At 59.0% G+C, this 14,840-nt stretch carries 18 protein-coding genes; 10 read left to right on the forward strand and 8 right to left on the reverse strand.

What is annotated here, in order from left to right; translation table 11 throughout:
* Entirely contained in the window at positions 1 to 873 is an 873-nt protein-coding gene (locus ACR0E6_RS11180; RefSeq protein WP_480583289.1) for a ribokinase, read from the forward strand.
* On the opposite strand, the gene msrA is transcribed toward ACR0E6_RS11180, so the two are convergent.
* Together msrA and ACR0E6_RS11190 are read right to left on the reverse strand one after the other, a co-directional pair.
* Entirely contained in the window at positions 870 to 1,541 is a 672-nt protein-coding gene (gene msrA / locus ACR0E6_RS11185; RefSeq protein WP_170623512.1) for a peptide-methionine (S)-S-oxide reductase MsrA, read from the reverse strand. The two genes, ACR0E6_RS11180 and msrA, sit on opposite strands and share 4 nt — an antisense overlap.
* A 100-nt stretch (positions 1,542 to 1,641) precedes the next feature.
* Positions 1,642 to 2,391 (reverse strand): creatininase family protein, encoded by a 750-nt coding sequence (locus tag ACR0E6_RS11190; protein ID WP_480583293.1) that lies wholly within the window; start codon positions 2,389 to 2,391, stop codon positions 1,642 to 1,644.
* A 55-nt stretch (positions 2,392 to 2,446) separates the two neighbouring features.
* Here ACR0E6_RS11190 and ACR0E6_RS11195 point away from each other — a divergent pair, with 55 nt between their 5' ends.
* Entirely contained in the window at positions 2,447 to 3,055 is a 609-nt protein-coding gene (locus ACR0E6_RS11195; protein ID WP_170453366.1) for an XRE family transcriptional regulator, read from the forward strand.
* Positions 3,056 to 3,089: 34 nt separating this feature from the next.
* Here the strand turns inward: ACR0E6_RS11195 and ACR0E6_RS11200 are convergent, their stop codons facing one another.
* Positions 3,090 to 3,860: a transporter substrate-binding domain-containing protein gene (locus tag ACR0E6_RS11200; RefSeq protein ID WP_170453367.1), complete on the reverse strand. Its 771-nt coding sequence runs from the start codon at positions 3,858 to 3,860 to the stop codon at positions 3,090 to 3,092.
* Between the two features lie 121 nt (positions 3,861 to 3,981).
* Between ACR0E6_RS11200 and ACR0E6_RS11205 the strand changes: the two genes are divergently transcribed.
* The 4 genes from ACR0E6_RS11205 to ACR0E6_RS11220 are packed head-to-tail and all read left to right on the forward strand — an operon-like array spanning position 3,982 to position 6,900.
* Positions 3,982 to 4,722 (forward strand): amino acid ABC transporter ATP-binding protein, encoded by a 741-nt coding sequence (locus ACR0E6_RS11205; RefSeq protein ID WP_170453368.1) that lies wholly within the window; start codon positions 3,982 to 3,984, stop codon positions 4,720 to 4,722.
* 9 nt (positions 4,723 to 4,731) lie between these two features.
* Positions 4,732 to 5,493, forward strand: a complete 762-nt coding sequence (locus ACR0E6_RS11210; RefSeq protein WP_170520919.1) for an amino acid ABC transporter permease — start codon at positions 4,732 to 4,734, stop codon at positions 5,491 to 5,493.
* Positions 5,494 to 5,506: 13 nt separating this feature from the next.
* Complete coding sequence (locus ACR0E6_RS11215; protein ID WP_170453370.1) at positions 5,507 to 5,842, forward strand: carboxymuconolactone decarboxylase family protein; 336 nt, start codon at positions 5,507 to 5,509, stop codon at positions 5,840 to 5,842.
* A gap of 5 nt (positions 5,843 to 5,847) precedes the next feature.
* On the forward strand, positions 5,848 to 6,900 hold the full coding sequence (locus tag ACR0E6_RS11220; protein ID WP_480583299.1) for an aromatic ring-hydroxylating dioxygenase subunit alpha: 1,053 nt from the start codon (positions 5,848 to 5,850) through the stop codon (positions 6,898 to 6,900).
* Here the strand turns inward: ACR0E6_RS11220 and ACR0E6_RS11225 are convergent.
* Positions 6,889 to 7,995 (reverse strand): hypothetical protein, encoded by a 1,107-nt coding sequence (locus ACR0E6_RS11225; protein WP_170453372.1) that lies wholly within the window; start codon positions 7,993 to 7,995, stop codon positions 6,889 to 6,891. The genes ACR0E6_RS11220 and ACR0E6_RS11225 overlap by 12 nt on opposite strands.
* 139 nt (positions 7,996 to 8,134) lie before the next feature.
* Here ACR0E6_RS11225 and ACR0E6_RS11230 point away from each other — a divergent pair, with 139 nt between their 5' ends.
* Complete coding sequence (locus ACR0E6_RS11230; protein WP_170453373.1) at positions 8,135 to 8,716, forward strand: peroxidase-related enzyme; 582 nt, start codon at positions 8,135 to 8,137, stop codon at positions 8,714 to 8,716.
* A gap of 18 nt (positions 8,717 to 8,734) precedes the next feature.
* Here ACR0E6_RS11230 and ACR0E6_RS11235 read toward each other — a convergent pair whose 3' ends face one another.
* Positions 8,735 to 9,016, reverse strand: coding sequence for an SCP2 sterol-binding domain-containing protein (locus ACR0E6_RS11235; protein ID WP_170453374.1), 282 nt, complete (start codon positions 9,014 to 9,016; stop codon positions 8,735 to 8,737).
* Positions 9,017 to 9,169: 153 nt separating this feature from the next.
* A complete protein-coding gene (locus tag ACR0E6_RS11240; protein ID WP_170623497.1) occupies positions 9,170 to 10,396 on the reverse strand; it encodes an argininosuccinate synthase in 1,227 nt (408 codons plus the stop codon).
* 142 nt (positions 10,397 to 10,538) lie between these two features.
* Here ACR0E6_RS11240 and ACR0E6_RS11245 point away from each other — a divergent pair, with 142 nt between their 5' ends.
* Both ACR0E6_RS11245 and ilvA read left to right on the forward strand, forming a co-directional pair.
* Positions 10,539 to 11,306 carry a hypothetical protein gene (locus ACR0E6_RS11245; RefSeq protein ID WP_170453376.1) on the forward strand — a complete coding sequence of 256 codons (768 nt, stop codon included), beginning with the start codon at positions 10,539 to 10,541 and terminating at the stop codon, positions 11,304 to 11,306.
* Positions 11,307 to 11,364: 58 nt separating this feature from the next.
* The gene (ilvA, locus tag ACR0E6_RS11250) at positions 11,365 to 12,591 is read left to right on the forward strand and encodes a threonine ammonia-lyase IlvA (RefSeq protein ID WP_480583306.1); all 1,227 of its coding nucleotides are present in this window, start codon (positions 11,365 to 11,367) and stop codon (positions 12,589 to 12,591) included.
* On the opposite strand, the gene ACR0E6_RS11255 is transcribed toward ilvA, so the two are convergent.
* On the reverse strand, positions 12,588 to 12,917 hold the full coding sequence (locus ACR0E6_RS11255; RefSeq protein WP_480583309.1) for an Hpt domain-containing protein: 330 nt from the start codon (positions 12,915 to 12,917) through the stop codon (positions 12,588 to 12,590). The genes ilvA and ACR0E6_RS11255 overlap by 4 nt on opposite strands.
* Positions 12,918 to 13,075: 158 nt before the next feature.
* On the opposite strand from ACR0E6_RS11255, the gene ACR0E6_RS11260 reads away from it, so the two are divergent.
* Positions 13,076 to 14,347: a SpoIIE family protein phosphatase gene (locus ACR0E6_RS11260; protein ID WP_170453379.1), complete on the forward strand. Its 1,272-nt coding sequence runs from the start codon at positions 13,076 to 13,078 to the stop codon at positions 14,345 to 14,347.
* Here ACR0E6_RS11260 and ACR0E6_RS11265 read toward each other — a convergent pair.
* A complete protein-coding gene (locus ACR0E6_RS11265) occupies positions 14,344 to 14,787 on the reverse strand; it encodes an NUDIX hydrolase (protein WP_170453380.1) in 444 nt (147 codons plus the stop codon). The genes ACR0E6_RS11260 and ACR0E6_RS11265 overlap by 4 nt on opposite strands.
* Positions 14,788 to 14,840 lie beyond the last annotated feature (53 nt).

Here is a 14,840-nt window from a genome sequence, read left to right on the forward strand (position 1 = left end):
ATGACGATCTGGAACCTTGGCTCGATCAATGCGGATATGGTCTATGCCCTGCCGCATCTGCCCGCACCGGGGGAAACATTGGCGGCCAGCGGGCTGGAGCGGTTTCTGGGCGGTAAAGGGGCCAATATGTCGGTCGCGGGTGCGCGGGCCGGGTCGCGTGTCAGCCATATTGGTGCCGTCGGACCGGATGGGCGCTGGGCGAAGGATCGGCTGACTGAATATGGCGTCGATACGCGGTTCATTGCCGAGGTTGATGTACCCACGGGCCACGCGATCATAGCTGTCGATGCGCAGGGCGAGAACCTGATCGTGCTCTATCCCGGTGCCAATCACGCGCTTGAAGCCGGTCCTGTTGGGCAGGCTCTGGCGTCAGCCAATACCGGCGACCTTCTGGTTCTACAGAACGAAACCAACGCGCAGGTCGAAGCGGCGCGAATTGGGCATGAGCTTGGCTTGACTGTCTGCTACGCGGCGGCTCCGTTTCAGGCGCAGGCGGTGAAGGATATCCTGCCGTATCTGGATTTCCTGATCTTGAACGAGGTCGAAGCCGAGCAATTGCGGCAGGAAACCGGATTGGACGCAGCGGATCTGCCGGTGCGCCACGTGATCGTGACGCTGGGCGCAAAAGGCGCGCGCTACTTGCAACAGGGCTGCGATCCGGTCGAATTCGCAGCACATAAAGTTGAGGCGGTGGATACGACCGGGGCGGGTGATACGTTCACCGGCTATGTTCTGGCCGGAATGGACCGGGGGATGCCGATGGAACAGGCGATCCTGCAAGCAAATCGTGCCGCGGCCCTGATGGTCACGCGGCACGGTACGGCGGATGTCATTCCTGATCTGCGCGAAGTGCGCGACGCGTCTTTCGATTAAGACCCGGCAAAGGGTGCGTCTGTGCCCCAAAGCTGTTTCACACGCGCATCCCGACCGCAGGCATTGCGATAGGCCTTATAGGCGTTCTTCTGACGTTTCGGACCAAAGCGGGTGAAGACCAGTTTTTCGCCCTTGTAATAATCCTGATGGTAAGCCTCGGCCGGGTAAAAGGTAGATTCTTGCAAGATTGGCGTCACCACCGTCTGACCCAATGCGGCCTGCGCCTGTGCCTTGGCCTTTTCCGCTTGCGCCTTTTCGCCCGAGTTAGAGACGAAAATCGCTGTGCGATAGCTGTCACCCCGGTCGCAGAACTGACCGCCCGCATCGGTGGGATCGACCGAGCGGAAGAACATGTTCAATAGCGTTTCACGGGAAACCCGGGCCGGATCGAAGGTGATCTGAACCGCTTCGTAATGGCCTGTACCGCCTTTTGAGACCTGATCATAGGTTGGGTTGGCCGATTTGCCACCGGTATATCCCGACACCGCGCCCACGACACCGGGGACGGATTCGAAATCGGATTCGACGCACCAGAAACACCCGCCCGCAACGGTCAGTGTCTCGGTGCCTGCCGCCTGAGCGGGCAGGACCCGCAGCATCGCGGCCAAAGTTATGAACGTCAGCAACAGGGCGGGCTTCACAAAATCGAGGTAGGCAGTTCGGGTCATGGCAGGTCTCCTTCCGAGACTGAAAGTGGCCCGAGAACCGACCCGTTGCAATCGCCTGACATCGATTGTCACGCGCTGGTGAGACGAGTTTATCCGCAGCCTAACGAACCTGTCGCGCCAGATCCTGAAACGCTGCAAACTGTTCTGCGATCGCCTGTGCGGCGGTGTCCAGCAGCCGCGCGCCGTCCTCGGGCGTGGCCAGCGCGGAATGGGATCCGACGCGGCCATCCGGGAACGCGGCCCGGTGTTCTTCGGGTGGGCCGTGACGGTCGCCGCTATGGGCGCGGATATAATCAGAGCTGAGTTTCTTGGGGGGATCGGCGGCCAAACCCGTTTGCAAAGCCCCCAACAGGCTTTGCGTGATCGCGATCTCGGACGGGGTGGCGTGCATCCCCTCCCACGCGCCATAAAGGTTCTGGCGCAGGGCGTTGACGCTGGGCGGCTCCCACCAGCTGACAATTTGAATCCGACCTGCGGGCAGGGCGTCAGCGATGCGGTTCAACGGTGCCAGATTGGCGCCGTGACCATTCACAACAAAAACACCGGTAAACCCTTGCGCCAGCAGGCCCGAGATGACCTCGCTCGCCATGGTTTGAAAAATCGGCTCCGACAGGGAGACCGTACCGGGAAAGGCCGTGTTGAACGGGGCCGGGGTGTAGGCCAGCGCCGGAGCCACGATGGCGTCGCACCGCTTGGCTGCGGCCAGCGCTATCGCTTCGGCGCAGATCGTGTCGGTTCCGATCCGGCCCATCGGCCCATGCTGCTCGGTCGATCCCACGGGCAGCAGGATTGCGGCCCCGGACTTGATCCGGGCCTCGACCTCATACCATGTCATATGATCCAGTTTCATGATTACAGCCTGACTATCGCTTTTCCTTTTGGCAACACGCCGATACGCTGAGCGCATGGAACAGCCACGTACCATTGAAACCCAGAAGCCGCCGCTTGATCATGTGATCGGGCTGGCCGTCAAAACCCATCGCATGCTCGCAGGTCTGACGCTGGCCGAGTTGTCGGGTCAGTCCGGGGTCTCGACCGCGATGATCTCGAAGATCGAGCGCGGACAGGTCTCGGCCTCGCTTGGAACGCTGGATGCGCTGGCAAACGGGATCGGTGTCCCCCTGATCAATTTCTTTGCCGCAACGGTCGAACGGTCCGACGTGTCCTTTGTTGCGGCGGGCGAGGGTGTGACGGTGCAGCGGCTGGGCAGCGGTTACGGTCATAGCTACAAGCTGATCGGCCGCGCCGAGGCCAAGCATGTCAGTTTCGAAAGCTTCAGCGTAACGCTGGAATCGCCTCTGGGGCCACGACCATCATATCAACATCAGGGGATCGAGTTCATCCACGTCACCGATGGTGAGATGGTCTATGGCTGCGGGGATGAGGCCTATCATATGCGCCCCGGCGACTCCTTAAGCTTTGATTCAAACGCTGCGCATGGACCGGTTGAGCTGAAGACGGACAAGGTCAGTTTCATAACCGTTGTGGCCAAGGCCGTACCCAGCGGAAATTGAAAACGCCCGGCGGTAAGGCCGGGCGCTGGTCAGGTCAGAGACCCCATTTCTCTCGATTCGCTTCGAAGAAACCCTGCGCCTTCTTCACCTCGATCCAGTTGTTGACGTAGTTGATCCAGACCTGATCGTCCTGCGGCAGGATCATGGCGATGGGCGAAGGCGAACGGGGGCCCGCATTCTTCACGCGGACAACCGGGAATTTGTCTTCAAGGGTCGAGCCTTCGATGTTCGATGTGATGAACACGTCCGCACGTCCGGCGATAACCTCCTGAAAGCCACGGGCCGGCGCTTCGACGACCTTGATTTCCGCATTCGGGAACCATTCACGCACGCGCTTTTCAAAGGTGGTGCCCAAAGTGGTGGCAACCGTCACGTCGGGCTGGTTGATCGAGTCGTAGCCGTCGAATTTGTCGGCCTTATCCTTGGTGGTGTAGGGGAACAACTCGACCGCGATATAGCTGTCCGAGAACCCGGCAACCTTCATGCGCGGCGGCGAGATCGAGGCCGAGCCGGTCAGGTGGTACTTGCCCGCAACCACACCGTTGACCAGGGTTTTCCAGTCGGTCGGGACATATTCGACCTCGACCCCCAGATCGGTGGCCAGTTCGTTCATGATGTCGATGTCATAGCCCTTGTAGCTGTTCGTCGCCGGATCGCGCAGGGACATCGGGTTCCAGTCGCCGGTTGTGCCGACCTTCAGAACGCCCGAATCCAGCACTTCGTTCAGGGCCGATTGTGCATGTGCCGCGCCCGACAATACCAGCCCAAGCGCTGCGGCTGCCGCAGCTTTCCAAATCGTGTTCATTTATATCTCCCGTTGGTGGCGGTTGGGTCTTGCTGCCATATTGTTCCTTGATTTAAGCGCGAAGGGGAAGATAACCTCAAGAAAATATTCCACTGTGAATAAAATAAGGGCAGGTCAGCCAATGCCAGACGCCGCCATCGAGCTTGTTGATGTGAACAAGTGGTTCGATACGTTTCACGTTCTCAAGGACATCAATCTGACGGTCAACAGTGGCGAAAAGGTGGTGATCTGCGGGCCTTCGGGGTCGGGCAAATCCACCGTTGTGCGCTGTATCAATCAGTTGGAGAAGCACCAGAAAGGCACTATCCGCATTGATGGGGTGGAACTGAAGGACGATGCCAAATCCGTGGCCACGATCCGGTCCGAGGTTGGCATGGTTTTTCAGCAGTTCAACCTGTTCCCGCATCTGACCGTTCTGGAAAACCTGACGCTCGGCCCGATCAAGGCGCGCGGCCTCAGCCGGAAAGACGCCGAAGACCGCGCGCGCCATTACCTGGAACGCGTGCATATCCCCGATCAGGCCGACAAACGCCCGATCCAACTGTCTGGCGGCCAGCAACAGCGCGTGGCGATTGCCCGGTCCCTGTGCATGGAGCCCAGGGTTCTGCTGTTTGACGAGCCGACCTCGGCCCTCGATCCGGAAATGATCGCCGAGGTGCTTGATGTGATGGTCGAACTGGCGAATGAGGGCATGACCATGGTTGTTGTCACGCATGAGATGGGCTTTGCCCGCAAGGTCGCCGACAACATGATCTTCATGGATGCGGGCGAGATCGTGGAACAGGGCAAGCCGGAACATTTCTTTACCAATCCCACCTCGGATCGGTGCCGGAAGTTCCTGAGCCAGATTTTGCAGCACTGAGTGGGTATGATGAAAAAAACGCTTCTTCTTCTGATCCCGCTTTTGGCTCTGACCGGCTGTTCCTCGTCCCAGACCTGGGGCTGGTATGTGATCGACCCCACGACGGATACGGGCTGGACCAATGTGAAATTCCTGATTTCGGGCATGGGGGCGACGATCCAGATCTCTCTGATCGCCGCCGTTCTGTCGATTGTGATCGGCTTGCTGGTTGCCTTGCCCGGTCTGTCCGAAAAACGCGGCTGGCGGTTGCTGAACAGGGTCTATGTCGAGTTCATCCGCGCGATTCCGCTGCTGCCTATGCTGTTTTGGGTGTTCTACGGCCTGCCGATTGTATTCCAGTCGATGGGCATGAACATCCCCATCGATCCGTTCTGGGGTGCAATCATCACTTTGGCGATCTCGGACAGCGCCTTTACGGCCGAGATCTACCGCGCGGGCATTCAATCCATTGCACGCGGGCAGCGCGAAGCGGCGCAGACCATCGGGCTGAACTATGTGCAAACCATGCGCTACGTGATCCTGCCGCAGGCGATCCGGCGCATTCTGCCCCCGTTGGCAAATCAGTTCATCTACATCGTCAAGATGAGCGCCTTTGCCAGCGTCATCGGCATGCAGGAGCTGACCCGCCGCGCGAACGAGCTGGTGGTGACGGAATACCGCCCGCTGGAAATCTACACCCTGCTGATTTTCGAATACCTGATCCTGGTTCTGATCATCAGCGCCGGTGTGCGTTGGCTGGAACGCCGCATGGGCGCGGATGAACGCGGTTAAGACGGAGAATAAAATGGACTGGAAAGACTTCATGGCCGAGACCGAGGCCAATATCGGAACCTTCTCGAAAGAAGTGCCCGAAACCGTGCGCGGTTTTGGCATAATGGGAAAGGCCGCCAAGGCCGACGGTGCGCTGAGCGAAAAGACCAAGGAATTTGTCGCGCTGGGCATTGCCGTTGCCACAAAATGCGACAGCTGCATCGGGTTTCACGTGAAGTCACTCGTCCGCCTTGGTGCCACGCGCGAGGAGTTGTGCGAGGCGCTCGCCATGGCAACCTATATGGGTGGAGGTCCATCCTTCGGATACAGTGCAAAGGCCCTGAAAGCCTTTGATGTGTTTTCGGAGTAACCCCCATGCGTCCTGATCTGGCCGGAGCCGAGGGTTTTATCCGAAACTGCTGGTACGTTGCAGGGCGCAGCGGGGATTTCAGTCGCGATCTCAGCCCCGTGCGGATGCTGAACGAAGAGATCGTGATCTACCGCGACACCAAAGGCGCTGCCATTGCGCTGGAAGATGCCTGTCCGCACCGCAAACTGCCCCTGTCGCGCGGAACGATCGAGGGCGATCATGTTGTTTGCGGCTATCACGGGCTGACCTTCGATTGCAGCGGCGAATGTGTGATCGCGCCAACGCAGTTGGACAACCCCCCGCGCCGCGCCGCTGTGCATTCCTACCCGGCCGAGGATCGCTGGGGGTTCCTGTGGCTATGGATGGGCGACCCGGCGCAGGCCAATCCGGATGATATCATCGACATCCCGAATTTCGACAACCCAAGCTGGGGCAAAACCCAGACCGGCGCGATGGAGATGGCGTGCCATTACCTGTACATCATCGACAATCTGCTGGACCCCAGCCATGTGGCCTGGGTGCATCTGACCTCATTTGCCGGGGCCGGAACCGACAATCGGCCCCTTGATCTGGAAGAGACCGAAAGCGGCGTCATCGTCTCACGCTGGATCGCGGACGAACCTGCGCCGCCATACTATGCGCCGATCCTGCCCTTTGGCCCAACCTGCGACCGCAAGCAGCATTACGAATGCCGCCTGCCATCGACCGCGATCAACATGTCCGTCTATACACCGGTGGGGGAAGGCGGGGCGGATCGTCCGATCTCGGACAATGCGTTCATCAATATCTCTTACAATTTCATCACGCCGGTGGATCACGAAAGCGCACGCTATTTCTGGTTCCAGCATCGCAACATGCACGCCGATGACGCCGCCATGTCCCAGCGGATGTTCGACGGCGCGGTTATGGCGTTCAACGAGGACAAAGAGGTGCTGGAATACGTCCAGACCGGTATGACGCAGCGCAAATCCGGCTATATCAACCTTGGGCTGGATGCGGGCGCGATGCGGTTCCGGTCGCGGGTGGCGAAGATGATCGCGTCCGAATCAGTGGGCTGACAACCGGCCATTTGCGCCCTGACCGACCCGCTGTTCGGGCGCGTCAAAAACGGCTCTGATACAGGGGTATTCGTCCAGAACTGCCTGCCCGCCGGGGATCAGCTCGGGCCTGAAAATACCATTGTCCCAAATCGCCATGCCATCCACGGCAATCGTCGGGTCCAGCACGTTCAGCGAAATCTCACCCGGTGCGTAATGCCCGCAGGTGTGAAAATGCAACAGGCGGGGGTTGCCAAAGGCCGATCCGCTCCACCGTTCGAAATTCTCAAAAGCAGGCGCGGTATAGGCGCATCCCGGATGAATGCCTGCATGCCACGAGTGCATGGTCATCGGGTCCAGATCAAACATCTGCCCGACCTTCTGATAATGCATCTGTGCGCAGTGCACGTCCATGTCGTGACCGGAAAACCCGGTCAAACGCCCGCCGTCAAAGTGAACCGCCAATGGCTCCCTCAGGTCGCAGCCATAAGGCTGATAGAATTTCGACCCGGTTCCCACAAGAAATCCATCCTGCATCACAATGCCGGAAAAGCCCTGGGCCGGGACGGGCGCAAAAACGGACATCGGAAAGCGCGCCACGCTGACATCCGCGGCGCCTTGCTTAGGATACGCGGCCCCCGGCCCGCTGAAATCCGTGCCCAAGGGGCAGGTGACGCGGATGCGCTCGGCCTCGGCCATAACGGCGTTCACCGCGTTCTTCAGCGCAACAAACCCGGTATAGTTCGCCCGGCCAAAGCCCGAGGCCAGCATCTGCGCGTCCAACGCATATGACATGATGGGCTGAATGCCCGACAAGCCCGTGTCAAACCTGATCTGGTCGCCGGTGCGGGACAGGAACAGCGTTCGATCCGCAGCCTTCATGTCGGCAATCAATTGATCGGACAGTTTGACCTCAATCGGGTCAAAAGGCACTGTTTGCACGGATGTGTCGATCTGCAGGGTGCGGGCGCAGTCCAGAATGGCCTGTCCGATCTCTTCATCGTAGTAGGCGTTTCCAGGGTCTTCGCACAGAACAAGCAGGCGATCGCCCCGGGACAGGCCACCGCATCGCAGCAACAGGTTTTCAGCGCCTGAATACAAATCAGACCGGTGCATTCCGTCTGCCCCTTACCAAGAATGATCCCAAGACTCGCTGGTCTGTTCACGATTTTGTTATAATCAAAAATCTCTTGCCAGTAAAAACTTTTACTGACACTCCCAAAAACACCGGCAATTAACCGCAGGAGACACCAAGATGAGCGCCTGGATCGACATGATCCCCGATGAACAAGCCGAAGGTCGCCTGAAAGAGCTGTTGGACAAGGCGCGGACCCCGCACGGCACCGTTGACACCGTGATGCGAGTGCATTCGCTGCGGCCCGAGACGATGAACGGGCACGTCACGCTGTATCGGTCGGTCCTGCATTCACAGGACAACAAGCTGCCGTTCTGGTTTCTTGAGGTGGTGGCCAGCTATACCTCGATCCTGAACGACTGTACCTATTCGCTGACGCATCACTTCATGAATGTGCGCAATCTGCTGAAGGATCAGCCGCGCAGCGACCGGATCTTTGTCGCGCTCAAGGCGCATCGGCCCGAGGATGAATTTGACGGCAAGGAACTGGCCCTGCTGCGCTATGCGGGCAAACTGACCACGGATGTGGGAAAGATGGTGAAATCGGATTTCGAGGCGCTGAAAATCGCCGGGTGCGAGGATGGCGAAATCCTCGAGGTCAATCAGGTCTGCGCGTATTTCAACTATTCCAACCGGTTGCTGAACGGGCTGGGGGCCACGACCGAGAACGATGTGATCGGGTATTACAAAGGCGACGACTAGCCGGGGGTTGGGCTGACCTCAGCCCAGCAACTGCCCCAGCTTCATCGCAACGCCCATGTTGCCCGAAATCTTGAGTTTCCCCAGCGCGACGCCGGTCATCGGGTTCAGCTTGCCGGTCAGCAATTTGCCCAGATTGTCTTTGGAAATCCGGATCGTGCAATCAGTGTCGCGATCCTGGGTGCTGGCGGTATTGTCGGCCAGAACGATCACCCCATCGTCGCCGCAATCGAATTTGAGCGAGCCATCAAAGCTTTTGCCGTTCAGGCCTTTTTGAATTCCGTCGGCAATGTCTTGCAGCATGATCTGTCCTTCCCAAGTTGACCTTTGCGTAAGGACAAACCCGGAGGTCAGGCAAGCCTGACGTGGCGGGAACTGACAGAGCGTTGATCGGATAAAGAAAACCCCGGCATCCTCAAGGGTCGCCGGGGTCATAGCTTCAGTCTGCGACGGCGGTTACTTCGCCAGGCGCTTGTCCCGCGCCGCCAGCAGTTTCAGGCGCAGCGCGTTCAACTGGATAAAGCCCGCCGCATCGGTCTGGTCATAGGCACCGGCGTCTTCCTCAAAGGTCACATGCGCCTCGGAATAGAGCGAATGATCCGACCAGCGGCCCACGGTCGAGGCCAGACCTTTGTACAGCTTCACCCGCACGGTTCCGGTGACATGTTCCTGAGATTTGTCGATGGCGGCCTGCAGCATCTCGCGCTCGGGGCTGTACCAAAAACCGTTATAGATCAGTTCCGCATATTGCGGCATCAGCTGGTCTTTCAGGTGCATCGCGCCGCGGTCCATGGTGATGGATTCGATGCCGCGATGCGCCTCCAGCAGGATGGTGCCGCCGGGGGTTTCGTAGATACCGCGCGACTTCATGCCGACAAAACGGCCTTCGACCAGATCGAGACGGCCAATACCGTGCTTGCCGCCATATTCGTTCAGCTTGGTCAGGATGGTCGCGGGGCTCATCGCCTCACCATTGATGCTGACCGCGTCACCTTTTTCAAAGCCGATCTCGATGAACTCGGGCTGATCGGGTGCGTCCTCGGGGTGGACGGTGCGCTGATAGACGTAATCGGGTGCCATATCGGCAGGGTCTTCCAGAACCTTACCTTCCGACGAGGTGTGCAGCAGGTTGGCATCGACCGAGAACGGCGCCTCACCGCGTTTGTCCTTGGCAATCGGGATCTGGTTCTGTTCGGCAAATTCCAGCAGCTTGGTGCGGCTGGTCAGGTCCCATTCGCGCCACGGTGCAATGACCTTGATGTCGGGGTTCAGCGCGTAGGCCGCCAGCTCGAACCGCACCTGATCGTTGCCCTTGCCGGTTGCACCGTGTGCAACTGCATCGGCACCGGTCGCTTGCGCAATCTCGACCAGACGTTTCGAGATCAGCGGGCGTGCGATCGAAGTGCCCAGCAGGTACAGCCCTTCGTACTGTGCATTGGCGCGGAACATGGGGAAGACGAAATCGCGGACAAATTCCTCGCGGATATCCTCGATATAGATGTTCTCGGGCTTGATCCCCAGCAGCTCGGCCTTTTGGCGGGCGGGTTCCAGCTCCTCGCCCTGACCCAGATCGGCGGTGAAGGTCACGACCTCACAGCCATATTCGGTCTGCAGCCATTTCAGGATGATCGAGGTATCAAGGCCACCGGAATAGGCCAGAACAACTTTCTTGGGCGCGGACATCTGACTTCCCCTTATTCGTAAGACGATTGGCCCCTAACGGGTTTTGAACGCGGGGGCAAGTTATGTGCGTTGACCACGTCCGGGAATTGGGGTGAAACGAGGCGATAGAGAACAAGAATTGGTTGAGAGGCGCGGTTTTCGGATGTTGGGCTGGAAGATCTTTGTGCATTCGGTGCGGATGGTTTTGGGCAATTTCAGGCAGGCCTTGCAGATCGGTCTCGTCCCGGTTGCACTCTGGTTCGGCGGTGCAATTGTCGTGTTTGTCGTTGCGAGTATTTTGCAAAGGATGATGTCCCCCGGGGGACCGGAAAACGATCTGTTCTCATCAGGGAATGCAACGATCTTCCTAGTCCTGATCGTGATCTGGATTGGCATGCTGATCACGGCATGCTGGATCGTTGTCGAATGGCACCGATTTGTATTGCTGGCCGAATACCCGACGGGATGGATTCCGCAGTTCCGGGTTGATCGCGTGTTGTCCTATGTCGGCCACGGGTTTTTGTTGGGTCTTGCCGCCGTTATCCTGTTGATACCAGTCGCTATTGCCTCTGGCATTGCCTCATCGATGTCTCAGTCGTCGGGCATTGTTGTGCTGGGTCTTGGGGCGCTGGGCGTAATCGTCTGCCTGTACCGGCTGGTCGTGTTGCTGCCAGCTGCCGCGATTGGTCAGCCCCTGACGTTCAAACAGGCATGGGACGCTACCCGAGGTGCCGAGGGCGCGATCTTTGTTTTGCTGATCGTGTCCGGGCTTATTCAGGGTGCGGTGAACCTCATCACAGCGCCATTGATGGGTGTTTCGATTGTCGGAGCGCTGGTTGTTTTTGCAGTCACGTTGATCCTCTACCTTGTCAATGTCAGCATCCTGACCACGATGTACGGTGTTTTCGTCGAAAAGCGCGAGCTCTCCTGACCCGCGTACACATATGTATTCCTTGCCCTTTTAGCCGGGATGGGTCAGTGAAACGGTCATGAGTGATTTCATGACCCGCGCCCGCGCTGCCGAACAGGCGATGCGCACTGTTTTCCCTGCAACGCCGCTGCAGCGGAATGCGCATCTGTCCGACCGTTATGGCGCCGATATCTGGCTCAAGCGCGAAGATCTCAGCCCGGTGCGGTCCTACAAGATTCGCGGTGCGTTCAATGCCATGCGCAAGCAGCAGGGGCAGGACCTGTTTGTCTGTGCCAGCGCCGGCAATCACGCGCAGGGCGTGGCCTTCATGTGCAAGCATCTGGACGTCAAAGGCGTGATCTTCATGCCGGTGACAACCCCGCAGCAGAAGATCCAGAAGACCCGCATCTTTGGCGGGGACAATATCGAGATTCACCTGACCGGCGACTATTTCGACGACACTCTGGCCGCCGCGCAGGCCTGGTGCGCGCAAAAGGGCGGGCATTTCCTGTCGCCCTTTGACGATGAAGATGTGATCGAAGGACAGGCCTCATTGGCGGTCGAGATCGAGGAACAGCTTGGCGGTGTACCCGATCATCTGCTGTTGCCGGTGGGCGGCGGCGGTATGTCGGCGGGCGTAGCAACGTGGTTCGGCGAGCGCACCCATTGCCTGTTTGTCGAGCCCGGGGGCGGGGCGTGCCTGCGCGCGGCTTTGGCGGCGGGGCATCCGGTGTCACTGGATCAGGTGGATACGTTCGTCGACGGGGCGGCGGTGGGCCGGATCGGCGCGAAACCCTTTGACCTGCTGCGCTCTCGCCATTTGTCGGATGTTCTGGTGATGTCCGAGGATCGCATCTGCGCCACCATGATCGAAATGCTGAATGTCGAAGGCATCGTTCTGGAACCCGCCGGTGCGCTGGCGGTTGAGGCGGTGGGCGATGTGCAAAGCTTTGTCCGGGGCAAGACGGTGGTCTGCGTTACCTCAGGTGGTAATTTCGACTTTGAACGCCTGCCCGAGGTCAAGGAGCGGGCTCAGCGCTATTCCGGGGTCAAAAAATACTTCATCCTGCGCCTGCCGCAGCGTCCCGGCGCGTTGAAAGAGTTCCTGAACACCCTCGGCCCCGAGGATGACATCGCCCGATTCGAATACATGAAGAAATCGGCCCGCAATTTCGGCTCGGTCCTGATCGGCATCGAAACCCGCAAGCCCGAGAGTTTCATGCGCCTGTTTGCGCATCTTGATGAGGCCGGGTTCACCTATACCGACATCACCGAGGATGAGACCCTGGCGCAGTTTGTGATCTAGGTCAGGTTCCGGGCCAGATCCGCCTGAAACACCGATTTGGATGCGTCATAGACGGACAGGATTCCGGACAGATCCACCTCGGCCGCATGACCGGCTGCGGCGCGCCGCTCACCATCCTGACAGAGTCTTGAGAACTGGTCGAACCCAAGGCTCAGCGCGCTGCCTTTCAGGAAATGCAGGTTCTGTTCCAGCTCAAGCCGCTGGGTATCGGCGTGCAGGCGGGCGATGACCTCTTGCACCTCATCCAGAAAGATCTGGATAACCTCGTCAAACTCATCCGCGCCGACCTCGTCCCGCAACTGTCTGACTCGGGGCCAGTGGATCATTGTCATCCTCCTGCATCGGATTGGGCTGACCCTTGGTAACTCGGTACGGGTAAATGTCGGGTTAAACTCCGAGGGGCCCGAGGGCCTTCACCTGATGTTAAACCCCCGGGCGATACGGTCACCCTGTCCCGGTCAGAGGAACAGCATGGGGTTGCAGAGTGCCAGCGGCAAATCTTGAGGAAACCAGATCGGATCTGGATTTCGGCGCGATCCGAAAGGTGCTGGTTGTGGATGACAGCCGCCTGCAACGTCGGATTCTGGTTGCCTCGCTCAAGAAATGGGGCTTCGAGGTGCTTGAGGCCGACACTGGCGAAGCCGCTATCGAGTTATGCGCCCGGTCCGTGCCCGATCTTGTGCTCAGCGATTGGGTCATGCCGGGGATGAGCGGGCTGGAGTTCTGCCGCGCCTTCCGCGCGCTTGAGGCCGAGCATTACAGCTATTTCATCCTGTTGACCTCAAAAAGCGAAAAGCAGGAGGTCGCGCGCGGCCTTGATGCCGGGGCCGATGATTTCCTGATCAAACCGCTTGAGGCCGATGAACTGCGCGCCCGTATATCGGCAGGGGCGCGAATTCTGGATATGCAGCGCGAATTGTCCGAAAAGAACCGGCTGATCGAATCCGCCTTGGACGAGTTGAAGCTGGCCCATGACGCTATCGACAAGGACCTGATGCAGGCCCGCAAGATTCAGGAATCGCTGGTGCCTGAACTGACGCAGACATTCGGCAAATCCCGCGTCAGTCTGTTGTTGAAACCCTGCGGTCATATTGGTGGTGATCTGGTGGGCATGTTCTCACCCGGTCCAAACCGGCTGGGTTTCTACAGCATTGACGTGTCGGGCCATGGCATCACCTCGGCCATGATGACGGCGCGGCTGGGTGGCTATCTGTCCAGCAAGCATTTCGATCAGAACGTGGCGATGGAGCGTCGTTTCGATAAATTCTATGCCCTGTTGCCGCCGGATGAGGTGGCCGGGATGCTGAACATGCGTTTGATGGCGGATGCCGGGATCGAAGAATACTTCACGATGGTTTACGCCATCGTCGATCTGCGCAACGGGCATATGAAGCTGGTACAGGCCGGGCACCCGCACCCGTTGGTTTTGCGCAAGGATGGCAGCACCGAGTTTCTGGGCGAAGGGGGGCTGCCAATCGGGTTGATCTCGGACGTGTCGTTTCAGCAGATCGAAACCCAACTGCATCCGGGGGATCGGTTATTGCTGTATTCCGATGGGTTCACCGAATGCCATCTGGCAGAGGGCGGATTGCTGGAAGAGGAGGGTTTGCGCGACATGGCCCTGGACTGCGCCACCGGGCGCGGCGGGTCCGAATTTCTGGACGATATGTTCTGGCGCCTGACACAGCTCATGTCGCCCGAGGACGGTATGGGTGATGACGTGTCGGCGGTGTATTTCGAATATAACGGCCCCTAAAGGCGGCCAAGATGCAGGTTGGCAAAGTGGCGATCACCGTCATTGCCCAGCAGTTCCACCGCATCCGCGGTGTCCATCCAAAGCGCCTCGTGAATATCTTCGGTCGGAGGACCCATGCGGCGGACCGGGCGCGCACGATAGATCAGGCAGACCTTCTCGGCCCACAGGTCATATTCCGGCATATAGGTGAACCGGCGAAATGCCCCCACGCGTTCCGGTTTGGCGATGCGCCAACCTGTTTCCTCATAAACCTCGCGATGCAGCGCGGTAACAGGCGATTCGCCCGGATCAATTCCACCTCCGGGCAGTTGCAGATCCGGGCCCGGCTCGGTCTGGCAGGTCAGCAGCAGGCTTCTGCCGCGCGGCAGCAAAGCGTAAACACCAACCCTTTGGGTGTATCTGCGCCCGGGTTCGGGGGTTTCGCCAAACCTTCTGATCATGTATGGCCCCTTACAACCCAATCTCTGCGACCTATATGGTGCCGGTATGCCAA

Source organism: Ruegeria sp. AP12, assembly GCF_056540025.1.

Excerpts from the sequence above, each read along its gene's own strand:
- msrA (WP_170623512.1), bottom strand. The coding sequence starts at position 1,541 with ATGACCCGAACTGCCTACCTCGATTTTGTGAAGCCCGCCCTGTTGCTG.
- ACR0E6_RS11210 (WP_170520919.1), top strand. The coding sequence starts at position 4,732 with ATGAAAAAAACGCTTCTTCTTCTGATCCCGCTTTTGGCTCTGACCGGC.
- ACR0E6_RS11205 (WP_170453368.1), top strand. The coding sequence starts at position 3,982 with ATGCCAGACGCCGCCATCGAGCTTGTTGATGTGAACAAGTGGTTCGAT.
- ACR0E6_RS11180 (WP_480583289.1), top strand. The coding sequence starts at position 1 with ATGACGATCTGGAACCTTGGCTCGATCAATGCGGATATGGTCTATGCC.
- ACR0E6_RS11200 (WP_170453367.1), bottom strand. The coding sequence starts at position 3,860 with ATGAACACGATTTGGAAAGCTGCGGCAGCCGCAGCGCTTGGGCTGGTA.
- ilvA (WP_480583306.1), top strand. The coding sequence starts at position 11,365 with ATGAGTGATTTCATGACCCGCGCCCGCGCTGCCGAACAGGCGATGCGC.
- ACR0E6_RS11215 (WP_170453370.1), top strand. The coding sequence starts at position 5,507 with ATGGACTGGAAAGACTTCATGGCCGAGACCGAGGCCAATATCGGAACC.
- ACR0E6_RS11265 (WP_170453380.1), bottom strand. The coding sequence starts at position 14,787 with ATGATCAGAAGGTTTGGCGAAACCCCCGAACCCGGGCGCAGATACACC.
- ACR0E6_RS11225 (WP_170453372.1), bottom strand. The coding sequence starts at position 7,995 with ATGCACCGGTCTGATTTGTATTCAGGCGCTGAAAACCTGTTGCTGCGA.
- ACR0E6_RS11195 (WP_170453366.1), top strand. The coding sequence starts at position 2,447 with ATGGAACAGCCACGTACCATTGAAACCCAGAAGCCGCCGCTTGATCAT.
- ACR0E6_RS11235 (WP_170453374.1), bottom strand. The coding sequence starts at position 9,016 with ATGCTGCAAGACATTGCCGACGGAATTCAAAAAGGCCTGAACGGCAAA.
- ACR0E6_RS11190 (WP_480583293.1), bottom strand. The coding sequence starts at position 2,391 with ATGAAACTGGATCATATGACATGGTATGAGGTCGAGGCCCGGATCAAG.
- ACR0E6_RS11220 (WP_480583299.1), top strand. The coding sequence starts at position 5,848 with ATGCGTCCTGATCTGGCCGGAGCCGAGGGTTTTATCCGAAACTGCTGG.
- ACR0E6_RS11255 (WP_480583309.1), bottom strand. The coding sequence starts at position 12,917 with ATGATCCACTGGCCCCGAGTCAGACAGTTGCGGGACGAGGTCGGCGCG.
- ACR0E6_RS11240 (WP_170623497.1), bottom strand. The coding sequence starts at position 10,396 with ATGTCCGCGCCCAAGAAAGTTGTTCTGGCCTATTCCGGTGGCCTTGAT.
- ACR0E6_RS11230 (WP_170453373.1), top strand. The coding sequence starts at position 8,135 with ATGAGCGCCTGGATCGACATGATCCCCGATGAACAAGCCGAAGGTCGC.
- ACR0E6_RS11245 (WP_170453376.1), top strand. The coding sequence starts at position 10,539 with ATGTTGGGCTGGAAGATCTTTGTGCATTCGGTGCGGATGGTTTTGGGC.